The organism is Devosia sp. P3_B2, assembly GCF_056402875.1.
Map to the genome: position 1 here is coordinate 42,458 of NZ_JBFUGO010000004.1, position 14,953 is coordinate 57,410.

General features: G+C 65.9%; 15 protein-coding genes. 8 read left to right on the forward strand and 7 right to left on the reverse strand.

Features of this window, described 5'->3' with window-relative positions:
* Positions 1–26: 26 nt before the first annotated feature.
* The 3 genes from AC1DV8_RS07420 to AC1DV8_RS07430 form a co-directional block, all read right to left on the reverse strand.
* Positions 27–1,331, reverse strand: coding sequence for a CmpA/NrtA family ABC transporter substrate-binding protein (locus AC1DV8_RS07420; RefSeq protein WP_477157013.1), 1,305 nt, complete (start codon positions 1,329–1,331; stop codon positions 27–29).
* A gap of 361 nt (positions 1,332–1,692) precedes the next feature.
* The gene (locus tag AC1DV8_RS07425) at positions 1,693–2,904 is read right to left on the reverse strand and encodes a CmpA/NrtA family ABC transporter substrate-binding protein (RefSeq protein WP_477157014.1); all 1,212 of its coding nucleotides are present in this window, start codon (positions 2,902–2,904) and stop codon (positions 1,693–1,695) included.
* A gap of 2 nt (positions 2,905–2,906) precedes the next feature.
* A complete protein-coding gene (locus AC1DV8_RS07430; protein ID WP_477152066.1) occupies positions 2,907–3,503 on the reverse strand; it encodes an ANTAR domain-containing response regulator in 597 nt (198 codons plus the stop codon).
* 144 nt (positions 3,504–3,647) lie between these two features.
* Between AC1DV8_RS07430 and AC1DV8_RS07435 the strand changes: the two genes are divergently transcribed.
* The 5 genes from AC1DV8_RS07435 to AC1DV8_RS07455 all read left to right on the forward strand — a co-directional run bounded on the left by AC1DV8_RS07435 (position 3,648) and on the right by AC1DV8_RS07455 (position 8,483).
* On the forward strand, positions 3,648–4,796 hold the full coding sequence (locus tag AC1DV8_RS07435; RefSeq protein WP_477157015.1) for an ROK family transcriptional regulator: 1,149 nt from the start codon (positions 3,648–3,650) through the stop codon (positions 4,794–4,796).
* Positions 4,793–5,563 carry an ATP-binding cassette domain-containing protein gene (locus AC1DV8_RS07440; RefSeq protein WP_477157016.1) on the forward strand — a complete coding sequence of 257 codons (771 nt, stop codon included), beginning with the start codon at positions 4,793–4,795 and terminating at the stop codon, positions 5,561–5,563. Before AC1DV8_RS07435 ends, AC1DV8_RS07440 begins: the two co-directional genes overlap by 4 nt.
* A gap of 39 nt (positions 5,564–5,602) precedes the next feature.
* Positions 5,603–6,643 (forward strand): sugar ABC transporter substrate-binding protein, encoded by a 1,041-nt coding sequence (locus AC1DV8_RS07445; RefSeq protein WP_477157017.1) that lies wholly within the window; start codon positions 5,603–5,605, stop codon positions 6,641–6,643.
* A 71-nt stretch (positions 6,644–6,714) separates the two neighbouring features.
* On the forward strand, positions 6,715–7,710 hold the full coding sequence (locus AC1DV8_RS07450; RefSeq protein ID WP_477152062.1) for an ABC transporter permease: 996 nt from the start codon (positions 6,715–6,717) through the stop codon (positions 7,708–7,710).
* Positions 7,707–8,483 carry an SDR family NAD(P)-dependent oxidoreductase gene (locus AC1DV8_RS07455; RefSeq protein ID WP_477152061.1) on the forward strand — a complete coding sequence of 259 codons (777 nt, stop codon included), beginning with the start codon at positions 7,707–7,709 and terminating at the stop codon, positions 8,481–8,483. Before AC1DV8_RS07450 ends, AC1DV8_RS07455 begins: the two co-directional genes overlap by 4 nt.
* 30 nt (positions 8,484–8,513) lie before the next feature.
* Here the strand turns inward: AC1DV8_RS07455 and AC1DV8_RS07460 are convergent, their stop codons facing one another.
* Positions 8,514–9,146 (reverse strand): GNAT family N-acetyltransferase, encoded by a 633-nt coding sequence (locus AC1DV8_RS07460; RefSeq protein ID WP_477157018.1) that lies wholly within the window; start codon positions 9,144–9,146, stop codon positions 8,514–8,516.
* A gap of 205 nt (positions 9,147–9,351) precedes the next feature.
* Here AC1DV8_RS07460 and AC1DV8_RS07465 point away from each other — a divergent pair, with 205 nt between their 5' ends.
* From AC1DV8_RS07465 to nudC, 3 genes are all read left to right on the forward strand, one after another.
* Positions 9,352–10,086, forward strand: coding sequence for a GntR family transcriptional regulator (locus AC1DV8_RS07465; RefSeq protein WP_477157019.1), 735 nt, complete (start codon positions 9,352–9,354; stop codon positions 10,084–10,086).
* 1 nt (position 10,087) lies between these two features.
* Entirely contained in the window at positions 10,088–10,828 is a 741-nt protein-coding gene (locus AC1DV8_RS07470; RefSeq protein WP_477157020.1) for a sugar isomerase domain-containing protein, read from the forward strand.
* A 137-nt stretch (positions 10,829–10,965) separates the two neighbouring features.
* Entirely contained in the window at positions 10,966–11,925 is a 960-nt protein-coding gene (gene nudC, locus AC1DV8_RS07475) for an NAD(+) diphosphatase (RefSeq protein WP_477157021.1), read from the forward strand.
* 3 nt (positions 11,926–11,928) lie between these two features.
* Here the strand turns inward: nudC and AC1DV8_RS07480 are convergent, their stop codons facing one another.
* Genes AC1DV8_RS07480 through epmA form a run of 3 tightly spaced genes read right to left on the reverse strand, consistent with a single transcriptional unit; the run spans position 11,929 to position 14,878 of the window.
* Entirely contained in the window at positions 11,929–12,765 is an 837-nt protein-coding gene (locus AC1DV8_RS07480; RefSeq protein ID WP_477157022.1) for a carbohydrate-binding family 9-like protein, read from the reverse strand.
* Positions 12,762–13,829: a lysine-2,3-aminomutase-like protein gene (locus AC1DV8_RS07485; RefSeq protein WP_477157023.1), complete on the reverse strand. Its 1,068-nt coding sequence runs from the start codon at positions 13,827–13,829 to the stop codon at positions 12,762–12,764. Before AC1DV8_RS07485 ends, AC1DV8_RS07480 begins: the two co-directional genes overlap by 4 nt.
* Complete coding sequence (gene epmA, locus AC1DV8_RS07490) at positions 13,826–14,878, reverse strand: EF-P lysine aminoacylase EpmA (protein ID WP_477157166.1); 1,053 nt, start codon at positions 14,876–14,878, stop codon at positions 13,826–13,828. Before epmA ends, AC1DV8_RS07485 begins: the two co-directional genes overlap by 4 nt.
* Positions 14,879–14,953 lie beyond the last annotated feature (75 nt).

Sequence of the window (14,953 nt, forward strand, 5' to 3'; positions counted from 1 at the left end):
GGAGGACCCGGCGCCAGTAGGGGACATCAGCCGAGAGCGGTGATTGCGAGGCTCTCGAGATAGGCGGACGGGTTTTCCGGATCGAACACCTTGCCGTCGAAGAAGGTCTCCGGCCCACGCGACGTCGAGGCCGGGATATCGGCCGCGGCAACGCCGAGCGTCTTGGCCGCGTCGCGCCACAGGTCCTCGCGGTTCACCTGGTCGACCAGCGCCTTCACGTCGGTTTCGGCCGGCAGGTAGCCCCAGCGGATATCCTCGGTGAGGAACCACGCGTCGTGGCTCTTGAACGGATAGGACGCATGGTCCTTCCAGAACTTCATCTCGAGCCCGGTGGCGGTGGCGACTCGGCCGTTGCCGTAGTTGATGTCGCCCTTCAACCGCCCCAGCACATCGGCCGGCGGAACGTTGAACCAGCCGCGCTTGCCGAGGATCTGGCTCAGCTCTTCCTTGTTGGCCATGTCATCCGCCCACTGCGCCGCCTCCATCACCGCCATCAGGATGGCGCGGGTAGCGATCGGATTGGCCTCGATGAAGTCGTTGCGGAGGCCGAGCGCCTTCTCCGGGTGGCCCTTCCAGAGCTCGCCGGTCGAAGCGGCGGTGAAGCCGATGCCCTGGTTGACCAGTTGCTCGTTCCACGGCTCGCCGACACAGAACGCGTCCATGTTGCCGACCTTCATGTTCGCCACCATCTGCGGCGGCGGCACGGTGATGGTCGACACGTCGGTGTTCGGGTTGATGCCGCCGGCCGCCAGCCAGTAGCGGATCCACAGGTCGTGCGTGCCACCCGGGAAGGTCATGGCGACCGTCACTTCCTTGCCCTCGGCCTTGCGCTTGGCGAACACGTCCTTCAGCGGCGAGGAGTCGAGCCCGACGCCGACATCCTTGTAGGCCTGCGCCACCGAGATCGCCTGGCTGTCGAGATTGAGCCGCGCCACGATCGACATCGGCAGCGGCACGTTGTTCTGCGTCACCTTGCCGGTCGAGATCAGGTACGGCATCGGCGTCAGGATATGCGCCCCGTCGATGCCGTTGGCGGCGCCGCCGAGCACCAGGTTGTCGCGCGTCGCGCCCCAACTGGCCTGCTTCAGCACCTCGACATCGGGCACGCCGTGCTTGGCGAACAGGCCCTTCTCCTTGGCAATAACCAGCGCCGAGGCGTCAGTCAGCGCAATGAAGCCGAGCTTGGCGCCAGTCACTTCCGGCCCGGCACCCTGGGCAAAAGCTCCCGAGGGGAACAACGTCTTGGCTGCAACGAGCGTCGCTGCGGTTGCCGCGGTGCCGGCCAGGAAGGCGCGCCGGCTCAGGAGGGTGGTCGAGGTCAACTTCTTCATCAGTCTCTCCGTGTGATGCGATCAGCCGGCGTCCCGAAGTGCCCCTCGGCTCCCAAAATGAAAAAGCTGCCAGCAGGTCGTAGCGCTGGCCCGAGGGCCAGTGAAACGTTCCTGTTGGCAGCCTTGCCTGTTTGGGAGCGCCCACCGTTGGACGCCGGATCATCGCGATTTCGCGTGTCGGAGAATGCAATGCATGTCCCGTGCCAAACTGGCCGGAGGCAATAAGATAAGATATTTCAGCTTGTTACAGCGTTGCCCGCAAATTAGGCAGGCGCCAATTATGCCTAATCAGAATCCACACAGCCGCGTACAGATGCAAAAATAGGCAATACGGGAATACGCCTAAATAGTGCGCAGACTGTCAAACAGCCTTCTGCGCGGCGATATACGCGTCAACGTGATCGGGATCGAACACCCGGCCATCGAAGAACCCGTCCGGCCCGATAACCAGCGTGCTCGCGGTCGCCGTCACCTCGGTCGGCGCTGCCAGCAGCCCCTCGATCTTGCTGTCCACGACCGGCATCGGCACCCCAAGGGGCGCCAGCGCCGACCGGTACACATCCGGCCGGAACGTCATCGCCGCCGCTCGCGCCCGTTCCGGCGTGTGCTCGACTTCGCCCCAGCGCACCATCTGGCTGTAGAACCACGCCGCGTGGCTGCTCCACGGGAAGTTGGCCGCCCCCGCATACGGCACGAAGTGGTCCGGCACACTCGCCGCCATCCCGCCGCCGATATCGAGTTGCCCATCCAGCGCCGGCAGGATCAGCTCCGCTGGCAGACCCAGATAGTGCGGCGACGACATAATCTCCGCGGTCTCGGCATGGTTGGCGCTCTCGCCACACCAGCGCGCCGCGTGGTGCACCGCCCGGATCAGCCCGGCGACAATCTCGCTATTGGCTTCGGCCCAGTGCGCCCGCATACCGATCACCTTGTCGGGGCTGCTTCGCCAGATCGAAGCCTTGACCGTCGCGATATGCGCGCCGGCGTTCTTCACCCCCACCGTGTTCCACGGCTCACCGACGCAATAGCCATCGATTCCGCTCGAACCCAGCGCCTCCGGCAACAGCGGCGGCGGCAGCACCACGATCTCGATATCGCGATCCGGCGCGATGCCGCTCGCCGACAGCCAGTAGCGCAGCTCGTAATTGTGCGACGAGGTCTGGTGCACCACGCCGAACCGCAGCTTCCGCTCCGACGCCGCGACCACCCGCTTCAGCGCCGCGCCCACCGGCCCCGCCTCTAGCGTCGCCGGCGCTCCGGCATCCGCCATCCGCGCCCAAAGCTCGGCGCTCACCGTGACGCCGTTATTGCCGAGCCCCAGGATCATCGGCGTGATCATCGGCACCGACAGCGGATTGAGCCCCAGCGTCGCCGCGATCGGCATCGGCGCCAGCATCTGCGCGAAGTCGAAATGCCCCAGCGCCGCCCGGTCGCGGATATTGGCCCACGAGGTTTCCTTGACCAGATGCAGGTCCAGCCCCTCGGCCGCCGCGAACCCCTTCTCCCGCGCCAGCACCAGCAGCACGCTATCCAGCAGGGGCAGGAATCCGGCGGAGAGGGGGATGAGCGACATGATTATTCCTCTGGGCCGAGCAAGCTGTCGGCCGTAACTAGGCTCTGGGCGATATCGACGATCCGTCGGTTCTGGTTCATCGCGGTCTTGCGCAGCAGCGCATAGGCATCCGCCTCAGCGAGACCGCGCGTTCGGAACAGGATCGCCTTGGCCTGGTCGATGACCTTGCGATCCTCAAGCTCGCTGCGTGCCTGCTCCAGTTCGCGGGTCAGCCGCGCGAAGGCGTTGAAGCGGCTGACGGCCATGTCGAGGATCGGCTTCACCCGCTCCTTCTTCAGCCCGTCGACCACATAGGCCGACACACCCGCCTCCACCGCCGCCTCGATGGCGGAAGCGTCGGAGCGGTCGACGAACATGGCAATCGGCTTCCGGAGCGCCCGGCTCAGCGTGAAGAAGTGTTCGAGCCGGTCGCGGTTGGGGTTCTCGAGATCGATCACCACCACGTCGGGCATGTCGCGCTCGATCACCCGCGCCACCTCGTTGATCTCATTGACCACGGTGACGCGCAAATGCCCCGCCTCCCGCAACCCGTCCTCGATGATCGAGGCACGAATGCGGTTCTCGTCGATGACCAGAATGGCGAGGTCCTGCACCTGCATGGGGCTGACTTATCTGTCCCAAGCCACAAAGCGCAAGCGGTGCTCGCGCAACCCTGCTGCGCATCGACTACGGCCGATTTCTGAATTCCATTTGACTTAATAAATCAGCCAGCACAGTCTCCCTTCCAGCCTAGGAGGGACGCCTTGGGCCTGAGAGGGACGAACCAGGAATTCGGACGGCCGTACAATCGGCGGATCGTCCTCGAAGCCATCCGTGCGACCGGCCCCACGACCCGTGGCCGCATCGCCGCGGAGGTCGGACTCACGGTGCAGACCGTCTCCACCATCATCCGCGAACTCGAAGAGCAGGGCTTCATCCTGTCGCTCAAGGAAGAGCCGCGCGGCCGTGGCCTGCCTCCGACGACGCTGCGCATCAATCCCGAAGGCGGCTATGCCATCGGCATCTACATCACCCCGCTGGGCATCGACGCGGCGCTGATCAATCTCGGCGGCGATGTCATCGACAGCGCCCACCGCAATGCTGCCCACGCCACCCCCGACGAGGCCTTCACGCTGATCGGCGCAATGGTCGCAGAGTTGCGTGCCCTCCGCCAAGGCGTCCGCATGCTCGGCGTCGGCCTCACCCTGCCGGGCCCATTCGGGGTCGAGTCGATGAGCTTCGTCGGCCCCACCACCATGGTCGGTTGGGACAACGTGCAGTTGCGCGAGCGCCTCGCCGAAGTCACCGGCCTGCCCGCCTTCATCGAGTCCGACATGGCCGCAGCGGCGCTCGGCGAACGGCTCTATGGGCGGGGCGCCGAGTTCAGCGATTTCTACTACCTGTTCGTTGGTGTCGGCCTCGGCGGCATCATGGTGCACGAGGGTGTGGCCCAGCGTGGCGCCTGGGGCAACGCCGGCGAAATCAGCCACATTCCCGTCGTGCCCGATGGTGAGCCCTGCCCTTGCGGTAATCGCGGCTGCCTCGAACGCTACATCTCGCTCGAGGCCTTCGCCCGCCGCGGCCTCGGCGAAGCTGCCTATGCCGACGCCATCGCCCCGCAGCTGCGCGCCGCGCTGATCACCGTCGAGAACCTGTTCGATCCTGAGACCGTGATCCTCGGCGGCCTCGCCCCGGAGAGCCTCTCTGCCGAGTTGGCACGCGTCGCCGCCGACCTGCCCAACTCCGTCTCCGCCCGCCGCGATCGCAAGGCACCGCGCCTCATCGTCTCCAATGGCGGCCCGCACACAGTGCTGCGCGGTGCCGCGGCGCTCGCCGTCGCCGGCGTTCTCTCACCCCGCTTCGGTCAGCTCTTCGCCCCCGGCCGCGACCAGATGAAGGGCCTTGCCGCATGAGCACATTCGAGCCGCTGCTCGTCCTCGACGACATCAAGAAGAACTACGGTGCCATCGAAGCGCTGAAGGGCGTCAGCTTCACCATCGGCAAGGGCGAGGTGGTGGCGCTGTTGGGCGACAATGGCGCCGGCAAGTCGACGCTGGTGAAGATCATCGCCGGCGGGCTCGAACCCACCTCCGGCAAGATGCTGTTCGAGGGCCGCGATTTCCTCGCCAAATCGCCGTCCGAGGCCAAGGTTGCGGGGATCGAGACGGTCTACCAGGACCTGTCGCTCGCCACCAATGTCGATGTCGTCGCCAACTTCTTCATGGGCCGCGAGATCACCAAAAAGGTCCTCGGCATCCCCGTGCTCGACGAAAAGGCCATGGAGGCCGTCGTCGCCAAGGCCATGGCCAGCGCCGGCACGAAAATCCCGTCGCTCCGCACCAATGTCGAGCATCTCTCGGGCGGCCAGCGCCAGGCCATCGAGCTCAACCGCTTCGTCCACTGGGGCGGCAAGCTGGTCCTGCTCGACGAACCCTTCGCCGCGCTCGGTGTGGAGCAGACCCGTCGCGGCCTCGACATGATCCGCCAGGTGGCAAGCCAGGGCATCGGCGTCGTCATCATCACCCACATCATGCAGCAGGCCTTCCAGGTCGCCGACCGGATCGTGGTGATCCGCCAGGGCGTCGTGGCCGGCGACGTTGCCACTAAGAATACGAGCCCCGATGCGGTGGTCCGCATGATCACCGGGGAGACCCTGGCCGCTGCCGGAGCGGCTGGCTGAAGGGGAAACAGGGAAATCCGGCATCAAGGAGCGAACGAAATGAAGCGAATACTCCTATCCGTCTTCGGCGTTCTGGCAGTGGCGTTCGCCCTGCTGTCGCCTGCCTTCGCCCAATCGAAGGGCAAGGTCTACTACCTCGTCCCCACGCTGATCGATGAATTCCAGACTGGCTCCGTGTCGGCGCTGGAAATGTTCCTGAAGCAGGTCGGCTACGAGATGCAGACGCTGAACGCCGACAATAAGACAGACGTCCAGCAGTCACAGATGAACGACGTCATCGCGCTGAAGCCCGCGGCCATCATCCTCGCCGCCGTCGACTTCAACGCCTTGAAACCCTCGATAGAAGCCGCCATGGCGGCCGGCATTCCGGTGGTGGAATTCGACCGCCAGATCACCTCCACTCCGTCGGCCTTCACCTCGGTCGCCGGCACCGTCGAGATCGGCTATGTCGCCGCCGGCGTGGTCCAGGACCTGCTGACCAAGAAGAACGGGTCGGTGAAGGGCAAGGTGCTGCAGGTGCTCGGCGATCCGGGCGACCCCTACACCCTCGATATCCAGAAGGGCTTCGAGGAGAAGATGGCGGCCTTCCCTGACGTCAAGATCATCTCGGTTCCCGCCATGGCCTGGGCCGCCGACGCCGCCGGTACCATCGTCAACGACCAGCTGCTCGCCAACCCCGATATCGACCTGATCTTCAACCACGCCGCCCACCTCTCGGTCGCCGCCGCCGCTTCGCTCGAAGCAGCCGGCAAGAAGCCGGGCGACGTGCTGATGCTCTCGTCTAACGGAGCACCGGTTGGCCTCGACCTGATCCGCAAGGGGTGGATGCAGGCCGAAGTCGAGCAGCCGCTTTATGCGCAGGCGGCCGCCGTCGCCATGTTCATGGACAAGATCGTCAACCACCAGGAGATCAAGCCCGGCGAGTATGACGTGCTCGGCCTGAAATCCACTGTGACCAACGAAGCCTGGGGCCCGAATATCAAGATCCCCGGCGCCGCCATCACCATGGAAAACATCGACAACCCGGCCTTCTGGGGCAACATGAAGCCCCCGACGGACACCATCAAGTCGGTGGAATAAGCCCGTGCTTCAACCACGTCCCCCTCCCCTCGTGCGGAGGGGGACAGATGTCCCCTCACCGGAACCCCAGCATGAACCCCAACACCCGCCGCACCCTCGAGTTCATTCTCGATAACCTCGTCTGGTTCATGCTGCTGTTCGTGTTGATCGTGTTCTCCGCCTTCGTGCCCAATTATTTCCAACCCGGTATCTTCGCCAATATCATCGAGGCCTCATCCGTGCTCGGCGTCATGTCGATCGGCCTCGCGCTGGTGATCATCGCCGGCCACATGGACCTTTCGGTCGAGTCCGTCGCGGCGCTCTCCGCCATGGCCGTGGGCATCATCTTCTGCTCCGCCGGCATCGGCATGGGCGTACAATTGACGCCCGACTGGCTCGGCGTCCCCGTTTCGCTCATCATCGCGCTCGCCGTCGGCAGCGCCATCGGCGCGCTCAATGGCTTCCTCATCGTGAAGCTGAAGATGAACGCCTTCATCGTCACGCTGGCCTCCTACATCTGGGTGCGCGGTGTCGTGCTCGCGATATCGGGCGGCCGCTCGGCACAGGATCTCGCACCCGCCATCCGCTGGTTCGGCGTGCAGCGCCTGCTCGGCCTGCCGCTCACCGCCTGGATCGCCATCGCCTGCTTCGTGGTGTTCTCGCTGATCATGGCCAGGACGCGCTTCGGCCGGCACATCGTCATCATCGGGGGCAACCAGAACGCCGCTTTCCGCGCCGGCATCAAGGTCGATCGCATCCTGATGCTGAGCTTCATCCTCGCCGGCGCCATCGCGGCGCTCGCTGGCTGGCTCCTCGCCATCCGCACCTCCGGCGCCACCGCCAATCTCGGCATTGGCCTGCTCTTTAACGCTTTCGCCGCGGTGGTTATCGGCGGCGTCAGTTTGAAGGGCGGCGTCGGCGCCCTGCCCGGCGTTTATGCCGGCGTGCTGCTGCTCTCGGCCATCAACACCGCCATCAACCTGATGGGCCTCCCCGCCACCTCCACCCAGGTGATCCACGGACTGCTGGTGCTCGCCGCCGTGCTCCTCGACACCCTGAAACTCTCGATCAGGCAGAAACTCGCATGACCAAACGACTTGAAGGCAAGACCGCGCTCGTCATCGGAGCAGCGCGCGGCATCGGCAAAGCCATTGCTGTCCGCTTCGCCGAAGAAGGCGCCAACCTCGTCATCGCCGACACCGAACGCGAAGCCGGCATGACAACAGCCGCGGAGCTCGATGCGCCGTTCATCTACACCGACATTTCGAAGCTGGCCGACGCAGAGGCCGCCGTCGCCCTGGCGCTCAAGCAATATGACCGCCTCGACATCCTCGTGCAGAATGCCGGCATCTACCCCTGGCAACTGCTCGAGGAGACTTCGGTCGACGACTGGGATCGCGTCATGGGAGTGAACCTGCGCGGCAGCTTCATCGCTGCACGCGCTGCGCTCACGCCGATGAAGGCGCAGGGCTACGGCCGCATCCTCTTCACCTCATCGATCACCGGCCCGCACGTCACCAGCCCCGGCCATGGCCACTACTCGGCCACCAAGGCCGGCATCAACGGCCTGATCCGCGCCGCCGCGCTCGAATTCTCGGGCTACGGCATCACCGTCAACGGCGTCGAGCCCGGCAACATCCTCACCGAAGCTGTGCAGCAGCACCGCTCCCCCGCCTTCATCAAGTCGATGGAAGACGCCATCCCACTGGGCCGCCTCGGCAGCACTCGTGACGTCGCCAATGCCTTCCTGTTCCTTGCCTCCGACGACGCCAGTTACATCACAGGCACGACGATCGTGGTCGATGGTGGCCAACTGCTGCCCGAGGGGAACGACTTTAAGATCATGCCGGATCGACCATAAGGCGGGAGCGGGCCTGCCTAGGCCAATCGCCTACAACCGGCGCGCCATGTACACCGCGTTTCGTGGCGCCCCTTCGCCCGTCAGCCTCTCGAACCCGAGCTTGCGATAGAACGCCTGTGCCCGCCGATTTTTCGGGCCCACCCCAAGGTGCATCCCCGGCGCACCGGCGGCTCCCAGCCGCTCCATCACCAGGTTAAGCGCCGCTCGCCCGATGCCGCGCCCCCGCACCTCCGGAAGCAGGTCGATATGCCCATGCGCCGGGTAGGGATGCAGGGCCTCGGGATAGACGAACGTCGGATGATGAATCTCATATCTCGCCCAGTCGCTCCCCCGCCAATGCTCCCGGTCCGGTCCGGGATCCGCGAGCTGCTCCGCAATCGGCGGGAACCACTCGCTTCCGGCCCAGCGATAAAATGCAGCGCTGTCCACCGCCCCCAGCACATACCCGCACACCCCGTGCGGCCCATCGACAACGAACGCAAACTCCGGCGCAAACACCTGGTACGGCACCGCGTAGATCAACCCCAGCAGGTCCACATCATCTTCCCGCGCCGTGGCGTCCCTGCCGTTATCCCCGGTCTTCAGGCACACCATGCACAACGCCGCATGATCAGCCTCCGTCGCCGCCCGCAGCCGGTACCCCTCGCCGAAATCAAGCACCATGCCGGAAGCGCCCCTTGCCGTCGCGCGACAGCAGTTCCTGTACCGCCACGGTGAACCCTTCCCTGCTAACTGGTATGTTGTTGGTTTGGCCCAGTATGTCCATCGCCGGGAACTCCTGCAACTTTTCGTGCGGCACGCTTGCCAACGCCAGTCCAAAATCATACCAGCTGCGGACTGAACCACGCATCGGTAGCCGGGAGCAGCCTTGGACTTTTACGCAGCGGTACGCGAGCGCATGGAGCGGCAGCACGGCCCGCTGGGCGAGCGGCTGCGCAACGCGTTAACCGCCGTGCTCGATTCCGGTGGCATCGCCCCGGGCGAGTCGCTGCCCTCGGAGCGCGAAATGGCCGAGGCGCTCGCAGTCTCCCGCTCGACCCTGCGCCAGGGCCTCAAGGAACTGGCCCAGATGGGCATCGTCGCCACCCGCCCGGGCGCCGGCACCGTCGTCGTCGGGCGCATCCCCAAGGCCCTGTCGCGCCTCTCCGGCTTCTCCGAGGATATGCGCCTGCGTGGTCTCGAGCCCAGCTCACGCGTGCTCGAGTGCTCCATTGGCCAGGTCGGGGCCGACGCCGCCTTCCGCACCGGCCTGCCGCTCGGCTCGCCCATCCTCACCCTCGTCCGCCTGCGCCTCGCCGGCGGCGAGCCGATCGCCTACGAGCGGGCCGTGGTACCGGTCGAGACGGTCGGCGCCGACTATGACGGCACCGGCTCGCTCTACGACCGCATGGATGCCCGCAACGCCCGCCCGCAGCGCGTCCTGCAGAGCCTCCAGGCCACCGAGGCCGACGAGGAACTTGCCGGCCACCTATGCATCCGCCGGGGTGCCGCCGTACTCGAGATTTCGCAACTCGGCTACGGCGCAACCGGCACCGTCGTCGAAGACGCGACCAGCTGGTACCGCGGCGACCGCTACAAATATGTCGGCGAGATCAGAGGCTAGAATGACCATCCCACGCCAGCGCTACCGCGATCAGGTCACGGCCCTCCTCGACCGCGTGCTCGCCGAACAGTCCGATGTCCTCGATGCCGCGCGCGATGCCGTGGCCACGGCGCTCGGCAGCGACCACCTGGTCTATGTTGCCGGCTCCGGCCACTCCCACCTCATCGCCGAGGAAGCCTTCTACCGCGCTGGCGGCATCGCCGCCGCCCAGGCCATCCTCGATCCCGACCTGATGCTGCACCTCGGCGCCGAGCGCTCCACCCTGCTCGAACGCGAAGCCGGCCGCGCCGAGCGCGTCCTTGCCGACTATCCCGTCGAGGCCGGCGATGTGGTCTTCATCGCGTCCAATTCGGGCCGCAACGCCTACCCGATCGAACTGGCGCTCGCCTGCAAGGCTCGTGGCGCCACCACCATCGCGCTGACCTCGCTGCGGCACGCCGGCGCCACCACCTCTCGCCACGAGTCGGGCAAGCTCCTCTTTGAGGTCACTGACCTGGTGCTCGACAATGGCGGCGAGTACGGCGACGCCGCGCTCAGCGTCGGCGACAACGACATCCGCATGGGCCCGACCTCGACCATATCAGGAGTGTTCCTCCTGAACGCCGTGCTCGCCGAAGCTGTCGACCAACTGTCACGCAACGGTGTCGAGGTTGATGTCTATCAAAGCGCAAACATGCAGGGCGCCGAAGCCGCTGCAGAGGAAATGATCCGCCGGTGGCAATCGCGGATCAGGGGGCTGTAGGGTCGTCCGGGCAGGCGACCCTACAGCCTCGACTAATTTGCAGGTGGGCTGCCCCCCATCTGCCCCACAGATGCGTCCCGGCTTGTAGCCGGTTCGACATCCCCCTAAACCTTCCGGCGAATTTGGAGGGTTGAGCGGTGGATTTCGGGTTTGCATTCAAGCCGGGTGAACTCGATCGCGTCGCGCACCTGCGCACCACGGACGAGGCGCGCAACGACGCCCGGGCCCGCACGCTGGTGTTCTGGCGCGGCAAGCTTCTCGCCGATGCCGACGGCCGGCCCGCAGCCGTGCCGCTCGATCACCCAGCCCTCTCCGATAGCCGCGAAGCGCCAATCTTCGTTGGGCTGACGCCCGAGGGGCCGCGCTTCGCTGTCGACCTACCACTCTGGTCGCCGCCCGAGGATGCCACGACCATCGGCCAGTTCATCGACCAGACCCAGCAGGTCCATCCCAGCTTCCCCGACGCGAAGTTCACGGAAATCCGCGGTCTGATGCCGATGCTGTCGCGGCTCGAAGGCGAAACCGTCGCCACCGGGCGCGCCCTGATCGGCTGGCACGGTACCCACCGCTTCTGCGCCAATTGCGGCGCGCCGAGCAATGTCGAGAGCACCGGCTGGGTCCGCAAGTGCCCGCAATGCGGCACGCAGCATTTCCCGCGCACCGACCCGGTGGTGATCATGGCAATCACCCGCGGTGACCTGCTGCTGCTCGGCCGCAGCCCCAGCTGGCCGGAGCGGATGTATTCCCTGCTCGCCGGCTTCGTAGAGCCGGGTGAAACCATCGAGGCCGCCGTGCGCCGCGAGACGCTGGAGGAGAGTGCCATCAAGGTCGGCCAGGTCCGCTACGTCTCCTCGCAACCTTGGCCGTTCCCGATGTCGCTGATGTTCGGCTGCCAGGGCGACGCCACCAGCGAGGCGATCACCATCGATCCGATCGAGCTGTCCGACGCCCGCTGGGTTACCCGCAGCGAAGTGCTCGAAATCCTCGCCGGCACCCACCCCGAGATCAACAAGCCCCGCCCCGGCGCCATCGCCGGCGCGCTGATCGAAGCCTGGGCGAACGGCAAATTGCTCGACCCCGGCTACTGGAACAACTGAGCCCTAGCCCTCGCTCCCCACCAGCTTCGTCGAGAAGTGGATGTACGGAAACAGCTCGGGGACGTGCGAGTCCCAGACGCCATGCGCGCTCCAGGCCCAGCCGCCGGAGTCCTCGGCCGGCGCTGCCGCCCGATAGGTGTTGAAGCGCGAGAAGTCCATCCGCCAGGTGTCGCCGTCACGCGGCGGCAGCGTTCGTCCATCAGTCGCAAGCTGCTGCATGCTGGACCACGGAATGGCAATCTCCGCCGTCCAGCCGCGATCGCGGTCGCGGTTGTCGTTGATTGTCCCATCGACTGCGACTCCGCTTCGAAGTCCCGGCAGGTCCCAGTTGAAGAACCCCAGCCGCGGGCCGCGCGGGTGCTTGTCGAAGCCGACGCCGTTCCATGGCTTCGCCCCGGGCGCCGTGCGCGAGAACTCCGGCGCCTTGCTGAAGCCCGCGCGTTCATACGCATCCTCCCACAGGAAGAAGGCCTCATAGATCGTGCCCAGCGCATTGATCTCGAGTTCGTAATACGCGTCCGCCCCGGCCACGAACACCTCGATGTCGTTCTCGCTCCAGATCAGCGAGTCACGCTCGGTGAGCTTGGCCTCGACAAACGGCTCCTCGACCCAGAAGCCGGCATAGAGGTAGCTGTCATCCCACAGCACGGCCGCTCGGGTGTCATGCACCGTCGGCTTGCCCGTGATCAGGTCGACGAAGCGCGGCGAGCGCGGGGCCAGCCGCCAGCTCGCATCATCGAGCTTGCCGCCAATCGCGAGTGGCTCGGGCACGCGATAGGCGGTGTAATGCGCAACTCGTTCTTCGGGCCAGGGAAACGGCGGCGCCGACCCGGTGCTCATGTGGCCTCATATACTCCTGCCGGTGGATAGGCATGCACCCCGCCCTGCCAGTCCGACACGGAATAGGTTCCCTCGCCCGTCACCTCGACATTGCTGGCCGCGATCGGCGCCTTGCCGTAGCCCCCGGGGATATCGAGCACATATGTCGGCTGGCACAGCCCTGACACCCGGCCGCGCAGGCCCTTCACCAGCGCCTGTCCTTCGGCGATCGACAGCCGGAAATGCGCCGTGCCGGGCGCGAGGTCCGGATGGTGCAGATAATACGGCCGCACCCGCATCTCGACGAAACCGCGCATCAGTTCCGCCAACACATCGGCATCGTCGTTGATGCCCCGCAGCAGCACTGACTGGCTGAGCATCACCACGCCCGCGTCGACCAGCCGCCCCGCCGCAGCTCGCGCCGCCGACGTCAGTTCGCGCGGATGGTTGGCGTGCATCGCCACATAGGTGGTCTTGCCACTGGCCTTCAGCGCCGCGATCAGCTTGTCGTCGACCCGCTCCGGCTCCACCACCGGCACCCGGCTGTGGAAGCGCACGATCTTCACATGCGCGATGTCCCTGAGCCGTACCATCATCTCCTCGAGCCGCCGTGCCGACAGCACCAGCGGATCGCCGCCGGTGAGGATCACCTCCCAGATCTCCGGATGCCCGGCGATGTAGCCGATCGCGGCATCCATCGCCTCGGGCGTCAGCGTGCCCAACCCCTCGGGCCCAACCATCTCGCGCCGGAAGCAGAACCGGCAGTAGACCGGGCAGACATGCACCGCCTTCAGCAGCACGCGGTCAGGATAGCGGTGCACGATCCCCTCGACCGGCGAATGCGTCAGGTCCCCGATCGGGTCCGCCCGCTCTTCCGGCGTCACGCTCAATTCGGCGAAGTCCGGCACGAACTGCTTGGCGATCGGATCGTTCGGATCGTCGCGGTCGATCAGCCCCGCCATCGCCGGCGTGATTGCGACCGCGTACTTCTTCGCGACGGCCTCGGCATCATCCAGCCGCTCCGCATCGAGCAGCCCGGCCGAGACCAGCTCCGTCGCCGACCGTATCGCGCGATCCTGTTTCATCTGTCGCCTCCGACCACCGGCACCCACAGCACGTCTTCGATCCGCCGCGCCCCGACGGTCAGCATCACCAGCCGGTCGAACCCGAGCGCCACGCCGCTGGTTTCCTCCATCAGCGGCAGCGCCGCGAGCAGGTCTTCATCCAGCGGATAAGTTTCATGGTACAGCCGCAGCTTTTCGTCCATCTCGGCTTGGAACCTTACGCGCTGTTCTGCTGCGTCTGTCAGCTCGCCAAACCCGTTCGCCAACTCTACGCCGCACGCATAAAGCTCAAACCGCTCCGCCACCCGCCGGTCATCCACCGTGCGACGAGCAAGTGCAGCCTCCGCCACCGGATACCGATCCAGCACCGTCACCCGCCCAAGCCCCAGATTCGGCTCCACTTTTTCCACTAGCACCCGACTGAACAGATACGACCAGGTATACTCCCCCGGCACCTCCAGCCCCACCCGCCGCATCTCGGCGGCAAGCGCGTCGGCATCCGTCACCCCGTCAGCGTTCATCGTCGCGAACAGGTCAATCCCCGCAAACCGTTGAAAAGCCTCGACAACTCCCAACCGCTCCGGCTCGACGAACGGATCGCACTCCCGCCCCTTGAACCGCAACAGCGCGTTTCCGGCGGTCTCCGCCGCAATCCGCAACATCGCCACGCAGTCGGCGATCACCGCGTCATACCGCTCCCCTGCCCGATACCACTCCAGCATCGTGAACTCGGGATGATGCAGCGCACTCCGCTCCCGATTTCGCCAGACATGCCCGAGGCTCGCGATCCGCCGCTCCCCCGCCGCCAGCAGCTTCTTCATCGAGAATTCCGGCGACGTATGGAGATACAGCGTCTCCCCCACCCCATCATTGCCGACCGCCGTGGTGGCGAAGGCATGCAGGTGCGTCTCGTTGCCTGGGCTGCGCTGCAGCCCCGGCGGGTCCACCATCAGGAAATCCTGTTCCGCCAGATACTTGCGCAGTGCCAGCTCGATCCTGTTCCGCGCCAGCAGCGCAGGCCGCCGGTCTGCATGCACCGATGGCGTCCACCACGGCGAAACCGGCGGCAAAGAAGAGGACGTGGGCAACGGCAGTGTCTTTCGGCTCAGGACTGGCGGTTTTCGCGGAATTAGGATATCGGGCGG

What these genes read in the sequence shown, in the direction of transcription:
- AC1DV8_RS07420 (WP_477157013.1), bottom strand. Translation starts at nt 1,331, where the DNA reads ATGAAGAAGTTGACCTCGACCACCCTCCTGAGCCGGCGCGCCTTCCTG.
- AC1DV8_RS07425 (WP_477157014.1), bottom strand. Translation starts at nt 2,904, where the DNA reads ATGTCGCTCATCCCCCTCTCCGCCGGATTCCTGCCCCTGCTGGATAGC.
- AC1DV8_RS07430 (WP_477152066.1), bottom strand. Translation starts at nt 3,503, where the DNA reads ATGCAGGTGCAGGACCTCGCCATTCTGGTCATCGACGAGAACCGCATT.
- AC1DV8_RS07440 (WP_477157016.1), top strand. Translation starts at nt 4,793, where the DNA reads ATGAGCACATTCGAGCCGCTGCTCGTCCTCGACGACATCAAGAAGAAC.
- AC1DV8_RS07445 (WP_477157017.1), top strand. Translation starts at nt 5,603, where the DNA reads ATGAAGCGAATACTCCTATCCGTCTTCGGCGTTCTGGCAGTGGCGTTC.
- AC1DV8_RS07450 (WP_477152062.1), top strand. Translation starts at nt 6,715, where the DNA reads ATGAACCCCAACACCCGCCGCACCCTCGAGTTCATTCTCGATAACCTC.
- AC1DV8_RS07455 (WP_477152061.1), top strand. Translation starts at nt 7,707, where the DNA reads ATGACCAAACGACTTGAAGGCAAGACCGCGCTCGTCATCGGAGCAGCG.
- AC1DV8_RS07460 (WP_477157018.1), bottom strand. Translation starts at nt 9,146, where the DNA reads ATGGTGCTTGATTTCGGCGAGGGGTACCGGCTGCGGGCGGCGACGGAG.
- AC1DV8_RS07470 (WP_477157020.1), top strand. Translation starts at nt 10,088, where the DNA reads ATGACCATCCCACGCCAGCGCTACCGCGATCAGGTCACGGCCCTCCTC.
- AC1DV8_RS07480 (WP_477157022.1), bottom strand. Translation starts at nt 12,765, where the DNA reads ATGAGCACCGGGTCGGCGCCGCCGTTTCCCTGGCCCGAAGAACGAGTT.
- AC1DV8_RS07485 (WP_477157023.1), bottom strand. Translation starts at nt 13,829, where the DNA reads ATGAAACAGGATCGCGCGATACGGTCGGCGACGGAGCTGGTCTCGGCC.